This is a genomic window from Paenibacillus hodogayensis (assembly GCF_039536325.1).
GTDB lineage: Bacteria > Bacillota > Bacilli > Paenibacillales > NBRC-103111 > Paenibacillus_AB > Paenibacillus_AB hodogayensis.
Genome location: NZ_BAAAYO010000021.1, coordinates 432,275 through 447,842 on the forward strand (window position 1 = coordinate 432,275; position 15,568 = coordinate 447,842).

Here is a 15,568-nt window from a genome sequence, read left to right on the forward strand (position 1 = left end):
CTTAATTATCGGTGTAGACATCGCTAAATTCAAACATGTCGCTCGAGCACAAGACTACCGCGGAGTCGAGTTTGGGAAGTATGTATGCGGTGGAGGGGCAATGGATGTATTTCTAGGTAAGCAAACAAGAATTCATAAAGACTTGGATATTGCGGTGTTTTGGGAAGATAGATATTCGATCGTCGATTTCATGTTATCTGTAGGTGGCTGGAGGGTATTTGAAGCATGTGGCGGCGGCATTATCCACGAATTATTGGATAAACAGCAATCTTTTGAAAAGCGAAATTTATTTTGTTTTACATCAAATGAAAATCGCTGCACATTAGAATCAATCGGTAATGACAGGTACAGATTTGGTTTACAAACAAAGGAACAAAAGGATTTTACCTACGAAATACGAGAGCTCAATAAAGACGTGAACCGGAGCAGGAGGACAATCCGGAAGCCGGGTTGTCCTATGCCATCGACTCTGACTCTGAACAGGGAGCGTCCTGCGAATAGGCGTTTACGACGAGCTCGATAAATTTGTTTGCGGCGACGGGGAGAGGGGCTTCCTTCAAACGTACGATGCCGAAGTGGATCATCGGCAGCGGTTGCTTCAGCTTCACCTCATATAGAATGCCGGCCTTCAGCTCTTCTTGGATAAATTGCTTGACCACGCACGAGATGCCCAATCCGGCTTTGGCAAAATCGATCAATATATCCCGGCTGCCGATTTCGAATGCGGGTTGAAGCGTCAAGCCATGAGAGGCGAAAAAGCGAACCAGTGTTTTTCGGGAAGTCATGTGGGCCGGGAAAACGTTCAACGGATATTGAATCAACTGCTCCAAGGAAATGGTGTTTTCGCAAACGCTCCTATACTTTTCGCCGGCCACGAAACAATCCTGTACGGTCAACACGTTCACGGATGTCATCATGTTGTCGTCTACGGGTGTGCGGACCAGGCAGAAATCGACGGTCCCGTCTCTCAGATGCTGCAAGCAGCCTAGCGTCGAGCCCGTGACCAGCTTGATTTTAACCCCCGGGTAATGCTGCCTGAAATCTTTCAGAAACGGCAACAGCACAAATCGGATGGTAGAATCGCTTGCCCCGATTCTTACTTCCCCGCTGTTCAGATTGACGACCTCACCCATCTTTTTCTCCGCCGACGAAATAAGCCCGTATGCTTGTTCGACAAAAGAAAAGAGCATCTTGCCATCGACCGTCAGTTCGACGCCTTTCGGTGTCCGCACAAACAGATTCAACTGCAAAGCTCCCTCGAGCTGTTTGATCGCCAGACTGGCGCTCGGCTGGGTCATATGCAGCTGCTTGGCCGCTTTGGAAATCGAGCCGGCTAAGGCCGTAAAATAAAAAATGCGGTAAAGCTCCAAATTGATGATGGTTATATCCCCCCGTAATACCCGTTATCCAATATATATATTTTCTTATATCTTACATTCGGGATAAGATGGTTACAAGAACCATCGACTTATTCATCATTCGAAGCGGAGGCGTTCCATTCATGCCAGAACAAGAAGTGGTACTCGGAATAGACGGAGGAGGGTCTTACACCCGAGTCATGGTCAGCGATTTGCGTGGGCGTATTCTCTCTTACGGAAGGAGGAGCATCGTCCATCCATAAAGACGGCAACGCCGCCGAGAACGTGCGCTCGGCCATACGGAGCGCTCTGGCAAACGCCGGATGCCGGCCGGGAGCAGTCAAAGGGCTTTGCGCGGGGGTAGCCGGTTACGACTCCGAGCGGGACTTGGAGTGGGTCGAAACATTGACCGCCGTCGAAGGGTCCGCCCATGGAGGCAGCCGTCTGGCCCTGCTCGTCTGCGACAGGGCGATCGACCAAATCGTCGTAGGCGTGGAAATGCTCGGCTCCTGCTTCCAAAGTGACAGGGTCGCGGTGGCGGGCATCGGCAGCGTCATCAACAGTCCGTACATGAAGTCGGCGCTTGCCGCCAAGCTGGAACACGGGCAAAACAAGCAGTACTGCCTTGCGGACGCTGCGCTTTCCGCGGTGTCCGGTGTGGTGGTAATGGCGCTGAAGCATGTCCGCGCTCCGATCGGCCCGGAAACGTTCCGGGAAATCGGCAAGTACCCCCGATCGGTTTATTGATCATTGGAGAAAAGAGGTTTGACGAGTGGCCGTTCTTATCGAATTTGCCAAACAATCGTTCAAACAGCGTTTCATCTACCGGATGAATGCTTACATGATGGTCGCGAGCTCGTTCGTCGGCTTGATCATCATGATGAGCGTGTGGAAAGCGCTTTATAGCGGAAAGTCGTCCGTAGGCGGCATTACTTACGAGGATATGATTCATTATGTCATCTTGAATATGCTTGTCCAGGCGTTGATTCGGTCGCGGATCGGGCAGAAGGTGGGGGAACGCGTCGAGAATGGCGCCATCAGCATCGATCTCATTCGGCCTGTTTCGTTCAAAGGGTATTTTTTGGCCGATCAGTTTGGCGAAAATTTGTTCAGCTTTGTATTCACGACCTTGCCGGCCGTCTTGGCGGCCATGCTGGTTTGGGGATTTTCCGTGCCGGACAGCGCGCTGCGGGCCGCTCTTTTTGCCGTTAGTCTGCTTGGCGGCATCGTCTTGATGAATCAGATCAACTACATGTTCGGGATGCTGGCGATATGGCTCAAAACCGCCTATTTCATCAACTTCATTACGGGCGCGGTCATATCGCTGTTTGCCGGGTCTTTTGTGCCCTTGTGGTTTTATCCGGATATTCTGCATACCATCAGCATGATGCTGCCGTTTCATCTGGTCGGCTTTCAGCCGATCGCCATCTTTCTGGGCAAGCTGTCCGTCCAGGGGGCCTTCCTAGTCATCGCCGCCCAGGCGGGCTGGCTCGTCCTGTTGCTGGCGATCGAACGGTGGATGTGGAACAAGGCGCAGGCTCAACTCGATATCCATGGAGGGTGAATCGCGATGGAGTACGTTTCTTTATACTGGCGGTTCATCCGGATCCGGTTGAAAGGAATCGCTCAATACCGCGGCGCGTTTTGGCTGAATTCATTGTCGAAAGCATCGCTGTGGATTGTCGAGGTTTTTTTGATCTGGGTGCTGGTGGACCGCTTCAAAAGCATCGCCGGCTGGGGACCTTACGAGGTGATGCTGCTGTACGCCTTGAATTTGGGCTCCTATGCGTTGGCCGGTTTCTTTTTTTATCATCCGTTTACCTCGCTGCCGAGGCGCATCCAGACGGGGGAGTTCGACGAGATGTTGACGAAGCCGCTCAACCCGTTTCTGTATTTGCTCAGCCGGGAGTTCAGCACCGGTTACTTCAGCAATTTGACGGTTGCGCTCGCAGTGATGATCTTTTGTTTTCGCCGGCTGGATCTGACTCTCGGCGTGACGGATGCGCTCTTTTTGGCGCTCGTGCTGCTGGGCGGAGCGTTGATCCAGGCGGCCGCCTTCGTGTATACGGCCGTGCCGGCCTTTTGGATGGTGCAAAACAACAGTCTGGTCAGCCTGATCTTCGATCTGAAAGATTTCGTCAAATACCCGATAACCGCTTACCATTGGATCGTGCAAATCGTGCTGACGCTCGTCGTTCCTTTTGCTTTTATCAATTTTTACCCGGCGCAGCGCTTTTTGGGAAAAGTGGATGAAGGGTTGTTTCATCCCGTATTCCAGTTCATGACTCCGGTCGCGGGAATGGTCCTGTTTGCCGGAGAGTACGCGTTTTGGAAAATCGGAATCCGTCAGTACCATAGTACGGGTTCGTAGAATAAGGGGAATGGCATGACATGGCGCTCATTGAAATGAAGCATGTATCAAAGCAGTTCGAGGTATTGGTTCGGCAGGATCGGTTCTGGGGCATCGTCCAATCACTCTTTCGTCGCGAATACGTAAAGAAGCGGGCTGTGAACAATATTAATCTTACGATCGACGAAGGCGAACTGGTCGGGTATATCGGACCGAATGGAGCGGGCAAATCGACTACGATCAAAATGTTATCCGGCATTCTTACCCCTACCTCGGGGGAAGTGCGCGTAAACGGACGTATTCCGTATGTCGACCGGAAAGAAAACGCGAAACAGATCGGCGTCGTCTTCGGACAGCGTTCCCAATTGTATTGGGATTTGCCGATGCGGGATACGTTCGGATTGTATCAAAAAATGTACAAAATCGAGGACGCCGTATTCAAGCGAAACGTCGAATTTTATACCGAAATGCTGGAAATGCAGGAATTTATCGATCGTCCGGTCCGCCAATTGAGCTTGGGACAAAAAATGCGCGCTGAATTGGCCGTGGCGCTGCTGCATGATCCGAAAATCGTCTATCTCGACGAACCGACCATCGGGCTCGATGTGATGGCGAAAAGCCGGATTCGGACTTTTATTCGCGAAGTGAACAAGGAGAAGAAAACGACCGTCTTGCTGACGACCCACGATATGGACGATATCGAACAAATTTGCAACCGCATTGTCCTGATCGACAAGGGCGCCTTGATCTACGACGGAGCTTTGCACGACTTCAAAACCAATTACAGTCCCGGTCATCTTCTATCCATGCAGTTCGAGGAGGAAGACGTCCGAATCGCGGACGAACGGCTGCAAGTCGTCGGGGAGGAAGGGAAGACGAAGCATATTTTGTTCCGGCAAGACCGGATATCGGTCGGGGAAGCGGTCAGCCTGCTGACGCGGCAATATAAGTAACGGACATACGCCTGAAGGAGCCGAACATCGAGGATATTATCAAGCAAATTTACAGTGGCGAAGCGGAGAGAACGGTACAGTTGATCGGTTGAACCTCCGGGCCTTTGAACTAAGCCAGCTTGGAATACTTTGCCGATGAATTTGTACGTAACGGTACCCGGGAATTTGACGAAAGACGAAATCCTGGAAATCGCCAACAAACTGAAATAAACGGAGATCGTCGATCGAGTCGAAAACCGGTATCCGCTGTAATCGGCCGACCGGCAAAAGTGATATCAATATTACGGTTCCATAAGGCTGGTAAACCCTTAAATCCTTCTACATTGGTAAAATCAACCGGTCCTTATTCTAGTATCCGTATTCGGGTTGTTACTATGGATGGAGCATAATTCAAGTCTTCAGTCGCGCGGTGAAAGACTCCGTGGTTGACAATATTACTTGACGCAAATTAGTAGCTGGTGTACTATTAGTCCGATAATGGCGATGGGAATTAATTAAATAAAACTGACCAGACAACTGGAAGTACATGTAACACTCGATTTTTCGTGTGTTTTATGTACTTTTTTTAATTTCATCGCCCCTTTATCCTTCCGACGGAAACTTGGCTTAGGTGAACTAGAACGAACATCAGGAACCCACACCAAACTTCACTCTTTGTCAAGTTATTTTGTGTTTTCCGTCATCATCATGCAAATCTACTAGGAGGCACGTTTCAATGAAAACACGGCATTTTTTTGGTAAGTTCGCATTTGTGATTGCAATTCTGTTGGTACTGGCGGCATGCTCGAACACTGGAAGTTCGACTTCAAGCACATCCAAACCAAGTGCCGGCAACACACCTCAGCAAACGGATTGGCCGACAAAAAATATTGAATTGATCGTTCCTTTTGCTGCAGGCGGCGTATCCGACATTCTTGCTCGCTCTTTCGCTGAAGCGGCTAAAGGCATTATTAACCAGACAATCACGATTAAGAACGTCGGCGGCGGATCGGGAACGGTCGGCAACTACGAGCTGGTCAAGGCGAAGCCAGACGGTTACACATGGCTCTGGGCGGCATCGGGCCATATTTCTTCGGCTTTGCACGTCACCCCGGCGCAATATAAGAAAGACGATTTTACGATCGTCAACAAAGTCGGCGATATGGTCGTGACCGCCGTCGTTCCTAAGGATTCTCCTTTCAAAACACTTCAAGACTTGATCGTTTATGCGAAAGAGCATCCGGGCGAAGTAACGGTCGGCAATCCGGGCGAGGGTACGGTCGTCGCGATGCTGGCCACCATGTTGGAAGACAGTGCGGGTATCAAGCTGCAGCACGTTCCGTTTCAAGGAAGCGGCACACTCCTTCCGGCTGTGTTAGGTAAACACGTCATGGTAGGCTTCATGAATGTGCCGGAGATTCGCGGTCAAGTCGAAGCCGGCGATCTGCGCGCGCTCGCCGTTATGAGCGAGAAGAGGGTCGACCTGCTGCCAAACGTTCCGACCAGTACCGAGCAAGGCGTTAAAGGCGTCACCGGCGGCGCGGGCCACTTCATTATCATTCCAAACAATGTACCGGGCGACGTTGTTCGAAAAATCGACGAACTAACTAAGGCCGTTTATGAATCGGACAAGTTCAAGCAATTGATGAACCAAGCGGGGTATCAACTCGGCTACAAAACCGGCGCCGACGCCAAGACCGAAGTGGACGCATGGTATGTGACGACGGGCGAGATCTATAAGAAGCTCGGTCAGATTAAATGATGAGCAGGACCGTACATATTGCGCGATTGTTGACCGCGCTACTGTTTTTGGCGATAGGGCTGATTACGCTATGGCACTCCCACGAACTGCCGTTCGGTTCGCTGCGTCAACTGAAACCCGGTTTTTTTCCAAACGTGTTCGGTGGGCTTCTGACGGGCTTAAGCGTCTTGATGCTGATCGGCCTGGTGAGAAACCGGCCGCACCACACGGATGGCGTGGGGGCACAGGAAGCGGACGAGCCTGTTCACTGGAAAGGTTTGTTGTCGTTCATAGGAATATTCGTTCTGTTTTTGGCGATAACGTATGCGCTCGGATTCGTGATAGCGATGTTTGTTGCTTTGGCGGCGTCGGGTTTCGTGCTGGGACTCAGAGGTTGGCGGCTTGCCGTTCTCGCGATTGCAACGACGGCGGCGATCTGGCTCATTTTCGACTTATGGTTGGGGGTTTCTTTACCGCCCGGCATCTGGTTGTAAGCTTCGATTGACGATGTTGGGGGGAGAACGACCGTGACCGGTATGGAAGATATACTTACAGGGATAATGTCTGCGTTTTCGTTCTTTAATTTATTAGTATGCTTGCTCGGGGTGGCGCTCGGCACTCTGGTCGGCGTATTGCCCGGATTAGGGCCGGTAGGCGCGATCTCGATGCTGCTGCCGCTTACTTTCTCAATGGAACCGACTTCGGCGCTTATTCTTGTCGCGGGTATTTATTTTGGAGGGATGTACGGGGGATCCACGACATCGATTCTCGTGAACGTGCCCGGGGAGGCCGCTTCGGTCGTGACGACGCTCGACGGCTATAAGATGACGCAGAAAGGGAGGGCGGGAGCCGCGCTGTCCATCTCCGCAATCGGATCGTTTGTGGCGGGAACGCTGGGCATGGTGCTGCTGACCTTGCTCGCGCCGCCGATCGCCAAGATGGCCTTGAAATTCGGCCCGCCTGAACATTTCGCGATCGTTCTGGTCGGTTTGCTCGTGCTTTCCAGATTGACCGACACCTCTTTGATACGGAGCTACATGCTGATCACACTGGGAGTAGTGCTTTCCTTGGTCGGAATCGATCAGATGAGCGGTTCGCTGCGGCTCACTTTCAATTCGCCTTGGTTGATCGACGGGCTGGACTTTGTGCCGATTATTATGGGGTTCTACGGCATGGCGGAAGTTCTCGGAGCGCTCGAACAGTCGTATCAGAAACCGATCAAAGCGGATCTTTCACTAAAAAAGCTGATGCCCAGCAAATCGGAAATGCGACGCAGCACCGGCCCGATCGTACGTGGAGGCTTGATAGGTTTCGTAATTGGGTTGCTGCCCGGACCGTCCAGCATTATAAGCACATACGCTTCTTACGGCTTGGAGAAAAAGCTGTCGAAGCATCCCGAAGAATTCGGCAAGGGAGCGATCGAAGGCGTCGCCGGGCCCGAATCGGCCAACAACGGCGCCAGCACCGGCGCTCTGGTGCCGTTGCTTTCATTGGGCGTTCCGTTCTCCCCGCTGCCGGCGATTCTGCTGAGCGCATTTATGATTCAAGGCATTACACCGGGACCGCTATTGATCAAAGAGCATGCTTCCTTGTTCTGGGCGCTTATCGCGAGCATGTACATCGGGAATGTCATGCTGCTCGTGCTGAATCTGCCGCTCGTCGGCTTGTTCGCGAAGGTCGCGCATCTTTCTTCGAAGGTGCTGATGCCGATCGTTATGATGTTTTGCATTATCGGTGCTTATTCCGTCCGCAGCAGCATGTTCGACGTCATTGTGCTAATGATCTTCGGCGTATTAGGATATTTGTTGAAAAAAGCGAAGATGGAGCCGTCGCCGCTAGTGCTCGGACTTCTTCTGGGGCCGGTGCTGGAAAATTCGCTCAGTCAATCGGCTTTGATCTTCAGGGGGGACTTGTGGCAATTGTTCAACCGTCCGATTTCCGGCACGCTGCTGGTCGTCGGACTGGTCGTGACAATTTGGCCGATCGTGCGTCGACTGATCCAATCGATCCGGTCAGGTCGGAGCAGAGCCTGACCTACAATAAAGGAATGAGGCAGCTATGGAAATCACGCGGGAACGATACGATGTCGTCATTGTCGGAAGCGGCGGTGCCGGCCTCCGCGCGGCTTTGGCCGCGGCGGAGTCAGGTGCCCGCCCGGTTTTGTTGACCAAAGGCGAACCGCAACGGTCGGGGGGAACCCTCTCCGCTCATTATTCATTTTGCGCAGTATTGCCTACAGCCAAGCCGGGGGATAGCCCAGACGTGTTTGCGAGCGATATTTTCCGATCTGGAGAAGGATTACCGGATCCGCGTCTTGTTCGCGTGCTCGCCGAGCAGGCGGGCGATGCAGTCGCCTTCGCCGAGCAGCTCGGTGTCGCGTTCGATCTGGAGGAAGACGGCTCGAAGCCGCATCTGGGCTGGTTGGCCGGCCATACGCACGCACGGGCGGTACACGTCGGGAACGCCGTTGGCCGCGAGATGGTACGCGTCCTGATGAAGGCCGTCAAACGAGCCCGTATCCCGATGCACGCTTTCACCCATGCGACGGACTTGATCGTGGACGACGGAGTCGTGCGGGGCGTCGCCGCTTATCATCAGCCGAGCGGAGAACTCCGCATGTACGAGGCGCCGGCCGTTGTCGTAGCGACCGGGGGAGGGAGCCAGATTTACGAATTGAACACGAATCCGTTCGAAGCGACGGGGGATGGATACGGGCTCGCGCTTCGAGCCGGAATCGAATTGACGGACATGGAATTCGTCCAGCATTATCCGACCGTAATGGTGTCTCCGCCGGGGGCCAGGGGATTGATGTTCAATTCCGGAATATTGATTCCCCAGGGAGCGCGCTTATTGAACCGCCACGGGGAAGATTTCTGGGACCGGTATGAAGTGGGAGCGTTACTAGACGCGACCCGCGACGTCATGTCCCGGGTCATGTACCAGGAGATCGCCGCTGGCAACGGAACGGATGCCGGAGGCTTGTATATCAGCACGAGGGGAATGGATCCGGACAAATTTCCGCAAATGCAGCAGAGGCTGCTGGAAGACGTTGGCGTAGACCGGGATGCGGTCGACCGGGAAGTGGCACCCGGAGCTCATTATTTCATGGGCGGTTTGCGCATCGAGCCGGACGCGTCGACGAGCTTGCCAGGGGTGTTCGCTGCGGGCGAATGTTCGGGCGGTATCCATGGCGCGAACCGGTTGGCGGGCAACGCCTTATCCGAGAACCAAGTGTTCGGGGCGATTGCCGGACGAAGTGCCGCCGCTTATGCATTGCGCCATCCGCTGCCACCGTGCGCCGGAGCGGATGGAAATGCAATAGAGGAAGCTTTAGAACCGATTCGACGCATACTGAGCCGCGTATCCAAGAGAGAGTGCGAACTGAAGCCAAGCGAAGGCTGGGCGGAGGTTCAAACGCTCATGCAGCGGAACGTCGGCGCGACCCGGACGGAAGAAGGGCTGGAGTGTGCGCTCCAACGATTGTCTTCGATGAGGGAGGAGCTGCCCGAGCGGCTCGGCCTCCGGGAGTCTTCGCTGGCTTATAACAGGGATGCAGGCAAGGCGCTGGAATTGCGCAATATGATCGATACCGGCTGGAGCGTCGCCGCTACCGCGTTGGAACGGCGGGAAAGCCGCGGGGCGCACGTGCGTTTGGACGCTCCAAAAAAAAGCGAGAATTGGGCTTGCAGCTTGGCTATCCGCTTGTCCGCCGGCTCGGGTTGCATCCGAAAACTGCCGAGGAAACCGGGGGATCGGACATGACGAACGAAGCTGTCTTAAGCTGCGAAGTAGCACGCAAGGAATCGGCTGCGGCCGAGGCCGTCTTCGTCTCTTATGCGGTTCCTTATCGGGAAGGGATGACTGTTCTCGATCTGATGCGCTACATCGCTGACGAGCTGGACGGGTCCTTCGCTTTTTACGATCATGCTTGCAAAAGAGGATTTTGCGGTAGCTGCCTGGTGAAAGTCAACGGAACAAACAGTCTCAGCTGCAGGCATCTGGCGCCGGACGGGCCGCTGCGCCTCGAACCAGCTTTGAAAACGACGAAAGATTTTTGGCCAGCCGACTGATGATGGCCAAGAGAGAAGGAGCATGCAACCATGACTACGATATCGATGACCTTCAGAAAGCAAGCCGCATCGCTTCAGCCACAATTAGTCGCGATGCGTCGGGAGCTTCATCGGTTCCCCGAACTGTCGAACGAAGAATACGAGACGACATCCCGAATCCGGGCTTGGCTGACCGAAGCGGGCATACGGCTGCTGGACCTGAACTTGCCGACCGGCGTTTTGGCCGAAGTGAAGGGCGCGCGGCCGGGTCCGACTATTTTGCTACGGGCGGATATAGACGCGCTGCCGGTGAACGAGGAGACGGGGTTACCGTTCGCTTCCGAACAACCGGGGAAGATGCACGCGTGCGGGCACGATTTCCATACGGTATCGATGATCGGAGCGGCGAAGTTGCTTCAGGAGCATGCCGACGAACTGGACGGAACGGTGCGCATCTTGTTCCAGCCGGCCGAAGAGCTGGCTATCGGCGCGCGTGCGGCGATCGAGGCGCGCGTCCTGGAAGGAGTGGCGGCCGTATTCGGCATGCATAACAAGCCGGAGCTGCCTGTCGGTACGGTCGGAATCCGCATGGGGCCGCTGATGGCTTCGGTCGACCGCTTCGAGATCGAAGTCCTCGGCAAAGGAGGCCATGCCGGTATTCCCGATGCCGCCATCGATCCGATCGTGATCTGCAGCGCCATCGTGGGAGCGCTTCAAACGCTGGTAAGCCGGAACGTCAGCCCGCATCATTCGGCGGTAGTGAGCGTGTGTAAGCTGCAGTCCGGTTCGACCTGGAACGTCATTCCGGATTCAGGTGTTCTGGAAGGAACCGTGAGGACGTTTCAGCCCGAAGCGAGGAGAGCGATTCCGGAACGCATGAAGCGGATCGTCGAGAGTGTCGCCGATGGGTACGGGGCGCAAGCGAGGTTGACCTGGACATCGATGCTGCCTGCAGTGAACAACGACGAACGAATGGCCGAGATCATGCAGGTGACCGCGACTGCGCAGGGTCTCCATATCGTGGAAGCCGTTCCGACGATGGGTGGCGAGGACTTCGCCCTTTACCAGGAACGCGTGCCGGGCTGTTTCGTCTGGATGGGGACCGGTGGTACGGAGCAATGGCACCATCCGAAATTTACGCTGAACGAGGACGCCTTAGCGATCGGCGCGTCGTTCTTCGCCGAAGCGGCCGTCCAAGCGCTGAAATCGGTTCGATGAGCGACGGTTCGTTGACATGGGAACAAGTATGCGGATGCGGCAAGGAACCTTCCCGACGCATGGAAACGATTGCCGGACAAGCTTGCCCGGCTTGAACGAATACAGAACTTATCGCATTTTATTCCCGACATCCGACATCTAGAGGAGGACAACAACATGCCGTCACATGTTATCGATATGATCATGCTTCAGAACAATTTCGGTACGGCGGAGATGCGCAAAGTCTGGGCGGACGAGAGCCGGCTCCAGAAGCACCTAGACGTCGAAGCGGCGCTAGCGCTTGCGGAAGCGGAGTTGGGCCTCGTGCCGCCCGAAGCGGCGGAAACGATCGCCGCCAAGGCAAAGGTTGAGCTGATGAATATTGAGGAGATCGCCCAGGAAGTGTTTAAGGTCAAGCATTCCTTGATGCCGACGCTCAAAGCGTTGCAAAAGCTGTGCGGGCCCGAACACGGGGAGTGGGTGCACTTCGGCGCGACAACGCAGGATATCGTCGATACGGGAATGATGCTTCAATTGCAAGAAGCTCACCGCATCATCGTGAGGGATCTTCGCGCAGTTGCCCGCGAGCTGGCCAAGCTGGCGCGCGAGCACCGGGCGACGCCGATAGCGGGACGCTCTCATGGCATGCAAGGGCTCCCGACGACTTTCGGCTTTAAGGTCGCCGTCATGCTCGACGAAGTCGTCCGCCACCTAGAGCGGCTGCGCGAAGCGGAGCACCGGGTGTTCACCGGCGTGCTCAGCGGCGGCGTGGGCACACACGCTTCCTTCGGGCCGCTTGGGCCGGAGGTAGAGCGCAGGGCAATGGAACGGCTGGGGCTGCAGGCTCCGCACATCTGCTGGCATTCGTCCCGCGACCGGTCGGCGGAGTACGCCGGCGTGCTCGGGATGATCAGCGGCACGCTTGGCAAACTGGGCAACGAGTTTTACAATCTGATGCGCACCGAGATCGACGAGGTCGAAGAGCCGTTTACTTCCGGGAAAATTGGCTCCACGACGATGCCGCATAAACGGAATCCGGCCGCACTGGAAGGAATGGCGAGTTTGACCAAGCCGATCCGCTACAACGTCGCCCTCGTCCAGGAATCGATGATCGTCGAGCATGAGCGCGACGCGATGAGCTGGCGTGGCGAATGGATCGCACTTCCGGAAAGCTGTATTTATCTTGCGTCCCAATTGGCTTCCGCCAAAGCAATCCTCAAGGGCCTCGTCGTCAAACCGGACCACATGCTTCGCAACCTGAACTTGCTCGGCGGCTTGCTGCTCTCGGAGCGCGTCATGTTCGTGCTGGCGAAGCCGATGGGCAAGCAAACGGCACACGAGATCGTCTATGAATTGTGTATGAAGAGCGTGGAAGAAGGGATTCCTTTCCGCGAGGCGCTGATGGCCGACGAGCGGATTCGCGAAGCGGTCAACTTAGAAGAGCTGGAAAACCTGATGGATCCGGCGACATATCTCGGCTCGGCCCCGGAAACCGTCGATCGGGTACTGGCCGCAGCCGAAACGGCGGGCTGGCTGCGAGAGGAGGAAGCGGAATGAGCAAGCGGATCCTATCTTGGGGGAAGCTGCAGGCCGCTCCCGGAGAGTACGCCGCCGGAAACGTAAAGGTAGCGGAGCTGTCCCACCGCGGAGCCGTCGAAATGCCTGTTCTGATCGTCAACGGCGAGAGACCGGGACCTTGTCTCTGGTTGAACGGAGCGATCCACGGGGACGAGTTGAACGGTCCAATGGCTATTCGCGGCTTGCTCCCAAAGCTGGACCCTAGAAAGCTGGCGGGTGCGATCGTAGCTACGCCGATCTCCAATCCGCTCGCTTTCCAAGCAAGGCAGAAAAATACGCCGCAAGATGGTCTGGACATGGACATGCAGTTTCCTGGGAATCCAATGGGAACGCTCTCCGAGCGGCTCGCGCACCTATTGTTCGAGAAGATCCGGAGCACTGCGACGCATCTGATCGATTTTCATACGCTCGGCACGCCTTACGACGCGCTGCCTTACACGGTATTCAAGCGTCTGCCGGCCGCTTCGGCGGACGTTTGCGAGCAGGCGGAACAGATGGCTCGAACGTTCGGCGGAACGGCCCATTGCCGCGTCGATTTGGGCGGCAGTGTGAGCGAATTGCCGGGCAATGTGGCCGGGTTCCTCGACGTGCAGTGCCTGAAGCACGGCATCCCGGCCTTTATGTCCGAGCTTGGTTCGGGCGGCCGGATTCAGCCGGAGATGGTCGCCCTGGGGGAAAGAGGCATTCTTGCAGTTATGCATGACCTGGGAATGTGGCCGGAAGCGCCCGAAGCTTGGAAAGGCTACTCCGCGGCCAAGCCGCCTACGATTACGAAGCGCCGGTTTCTCTACGCAGACCGGGGAGGCCTTGCTGTAGACGTCGCCCCGAGCGGCTCTGTCGTGAAGCCGGGGGAGAGGATCTGCAGCATCGTCGATATGTTTGGCACCGTGCAGGAGATTTTCGCCGAACAGATGACTTATATGATCGCTGCCAGAAGTAACCCTCCCGTAGACACCGGAGACCGGGTAGCTTTTGTGGGCATCGAATGGGAGGAGGAAGAACGACTTGGCTGATTTTCGTCAAGCAACCCTAGAGGACGCCCCGGCTCTGCTCGATTTGTCGCTGCGCGCTTACGCGCCGATCCGCGAGCTCGGCATCCACTTCGCAGCTGCGACGGCCGATCTGGCCTTGGTGGAGAAGAACGTCCGGGAAAATATGTGCTTCCTAATGGAAGAAGAAGGCAAGATTATCTCCACGATCTCGGCGAGAATGCCGTGGGGGCCGTCTCCAGGCCCTTATGGCGTCCCCCATCTGTGGTGGTTCGCCAGCGATCCCGACACGGGACGAAGTGGCATTGGCCGCGAAATGATTACATGGGCCGAAGATGCGATGATCCGGGATACGCTCAAATCCCCGGCCGTCTCGCTCGGAACGGCGGACCGCCATCCCTGGCTGATCGATATGTACAAACGGCGCGGTTACGAAATCCAAGGCTCCAACAATTTAGGCAAAGGACATTTGACTGTCTATATGAAAAAAATACTGATTCCGGATATGCCGGGGCAAGGAGGACATTGATGGATCGCTTTACCGTCGACGGGTTGCCCGCATTCGAGGCGCTGCGGAGCCCCGTCATTGATCAGATCGTACGCCATTCGTCCGTCCGCAGCTTCGATCCGGGTCGCGCGCTTCCCGAAGGGCTTGTCGAGACGATGGCTGCCGCGGCGCAAAGCGCGCCGACATCATCCAATTTCCAATCGTGGAGCGTCGTTGTCATCCGCGATCCCGAGCGGAAAAGCAAGCTGCAAGAGCTGTGCGACAATCAAGCCTTTATCGGTCAGGCGCCCTTGTTCCTCGTTTTCTGCGCGGATTCGAGCCGCCATCGGTATGTAACCGAGAAGCAAGGGTATCGTTTCGGTTCCGACTACCTGGAGCTGCTGCTCGTCTCCGTCATTGACAGCGCTCTGGCGGCCCAGAACGCAGCGCTCGCCGCGGAAAGCCTCGGTCTGGGATGCTGCATGGTCGGCGCGATCCGCAACCGGGCTCGAGAAGTTGCGGAGCTGCTCGACCTGCCGAGAGGCGTGTTCGCGACGGCGGGTTTGGCGGTAGGCTATCCTTCCCGACCGGTCAGTGTGAAACCGCGCTTGCCTCAATCGGTCGTCGTGCATGAAGAATCATATTCGACCGAAAACATGAAACGAGGCATCGCTGAGTACGATGAGCGAATGGCGCGATCGGATATTTATATTGGGCGCAGGGTTCGCATTCCCGGCGTGACCCCGGAACCCGAGGAGGATACGGGAGATTACGGATGGGTGGAGCATACGGCGCGGCGGATGGCGCGTGGCAACGATTTTCGTCGCGGGCTGGCGCTTTTCCTTCGAGAACACGGATTCGTAATGGAATAATAGTTTCCCGGATAC

At 55.5% G+C, this 15,568-nt stretch carries 16 protein-coding genes; 15 read left to right on the plus strand and 1 reads right to left on the minus strand.

Features of this window, described 5'->3' with window-relative positions; translation table 11 throughout:
• Positions 1–100 precede the first annotated feature (100 nt).
• Positions 101–523 carry a hypothetical protein gene (locus tag ABD796_RS35785; RefSeq protein ID WP_379116665.1) on the plus strand — a complete coding sequence of 141 codons (423 nt, stop codon included), beginning with the start codon at positions 101–103 and terminating at the stop codon, positions 521–523.
• Here the strand turns inward: ABD796_RS35785 and ABD796_RS34840 are convergent.
• Positions 456–1,370: a LysR family transcriptional regulator gene (locus ABD796_RS34840; protein WP_344917270.1), complete on the minus strand. Its 915-nt coding sequence runs from the start codon at positions 1,368–1,370 to the stop codon at positions 456–458. The genes ABD796_RS35785 and ABD796_RS34840 overlap by 68 nt on opposite strands.
• A gap of 204 nt (positions 1,371–1,574) precedes the next feature.
• Here ABD796_RS34840 and ABD796_RS34845 point away from each other — a divergent pair, with 204 nt between their 5' ends.
• From ABD796_RS34845 to ABD796_RS34910, 14 genes are all read left to right on the plus strand, one after another.
• Complete coding sequence (locus ABD796_RS34845; protein WP_344917272.1) at positions 1,575–2,105, plus strand: hypothetical protein; 531 nt, start codon at positions 1,575–1,577, stop codon at positions 2,103–2,105.
• A 25-nt stretch (positions 2,106–2,130) separates the two neighbouring features.
• Positions 2,131–2,922, plus strand: coding sequence for an ABC transporter permease (locus tag ABD796_RS34850; RefSeq protein ID WP_344917274.1), 792 nt, complete (start codon positions 2,131–2,133; stop codon positions 2,920–2,922).
• A gap of 6 nt (positions 2,923–2,928) precedes the next feature.
• Positions 2,929–3,729 (plus strand): ABC transporter permease, encoded by an 801-nt coding sequence (locus ABD796_RS34855; protein ID WP_344917275.1) that lies wholly within the window; start codon positions 2,929–2,931, stop codon positions 3,727–3,729.
• A 35-nt stretch (positions 3,730–3,764) separates the two neighbouring features.
• Entirely contained in the window at positions 3,765–4,661 is an 897-nt protein-coding gene (locus ABD796_RS34860; protein ID WP_344917276.1) for an ABC transporter ATP-binding protein, read from the plus strand.
• Between the two features lie 715 nt (positions 4,662–5,376).
• Entirely contained in the window at positions 5,377–6,402 is a 1,026-nt protein-coding gene (locus ABD796_RS34865; protein ID WP_344917278.1) for a tripartite tricarboxylate transporter substrate binding protein, read from the plus strand.
• A complete protein-coding gene (locus tag ABD796_RS34870) occupies positions 6,399–6,875 on the plus strand; it encodes a tripartite tricarboxylate transporter TctB family protein (protein ID WP_344917279.1) in 477 nt (158 codons plus the stop codon). The genes ABD796_RS34865 and ABD796_RS34870 overlap by 4 nt, the downstream gene beginning before the upstream one ends.
• Before the next feature lie 42 nt (positions 6,876–6,917).
• A complete protein-coding gene (locus ABD796_RS34875; RefSeq protein WP_344917558.1) occupies positions 6,918–8,414 on the plus strand; it encodes a tripartite tricarboxylate transporter permease in 1,497 nt (498 codons plus the stop codon).
• A 25-nt stretch (positions 8,415–8,439) separates the two neighbouring features.
• On the plus strand, positions 8,440–10,143 hold the full coding sequence (locus ABD796_RS34880; RefSeq protein WP_344917281.1) for an L-aspartate oxidase: 1,704 nt from the start codon (positions 8,440–8,442) through the stop codon (positions 10,141–10,143).
• On the plus strand, positions 10,140–10,451 hold the full coding sequence (locus tag ABD796_RS34885; RefSeq protein ID WP_344917282.1) for a 2Fe-2S iron-sulfur cluster-binding protein: 312 nt from the start codon (positions 10,140–10,142) through the stop codon (positions 10,449–10,451). The genes ABD796_RS34880 and ABD796_RS34885 overlap by 4 nt, the downstream gene beginning before the upstream one ends.
• A 30-nt stretch (positions 10,452–10,481) precedes the next feature.
• Positions 10,482–11,648: an amidohydrolase gene (locus ABD796_RS34890; protein ID WP_344917283.1), complete on the plus strand. Its 1,167-nt coding sequence runs from the start codon at positions 10,482–10,484 to the stop codon at positions 11,646–11,648.
• 156 nt (positions 11,649–11,804) lie between these two features.
• Entirely contained in the window at positions 11,805–13,184 is a 1,380-nt protein-coding gene (gene purB / locus ABD796_RS34895; RefSeq protein WP_344917284.1) for an adenylosuccinate lyase, read from the plus strand.
• Positions 13,181–14,218: a M14 family metallopeptidase gene (locus tag ABD796_RS34900; RefSeq protein ID WP_344917285.1), complete on the plus strand. Its 1,038-nt coding sequence runs from the start codon at positions 13,181–13,183 to the stop codon at positions 14,216–14,218. The genes purB and ABD796_RS34900 overlap by 4 nt, the downstream gene beginning before the upstream one ends.
• Positions 14,211–14,723 (plus strand): GNAT family N-acetyltransferase, encoded by a 513-nt coding sequence (locus ABD796_RS34905; protein ID WP_344917286.1) that lies wholly within the window; start codon positions 14,211–14,213, stop codon positions 14,721–14,723. Before ABD796_RS34900 ends, ABD796_RS34905 begins: the two co-directional genes overlap by 8 nt.
• Positions 14,723–15,553 carry a nitroreductase family protein gene (locus ABD796_RS34910; RefSeq protein WP_344917287.1) on the plus strand — a complete coding sequence of 277 codons (831 nt, stop codon included), beginning with the start codon at positions 14,723–14,725 and terminating at the stop codon, positions 15,551–15,553. The genes ABD796_RS34905 and ABD796_RS34910 overlap by 1 nt, the downstream gene beginning before the upstream one ends.
• Positions 15,554–15,568: the final 15 nt, after the last annotated feature.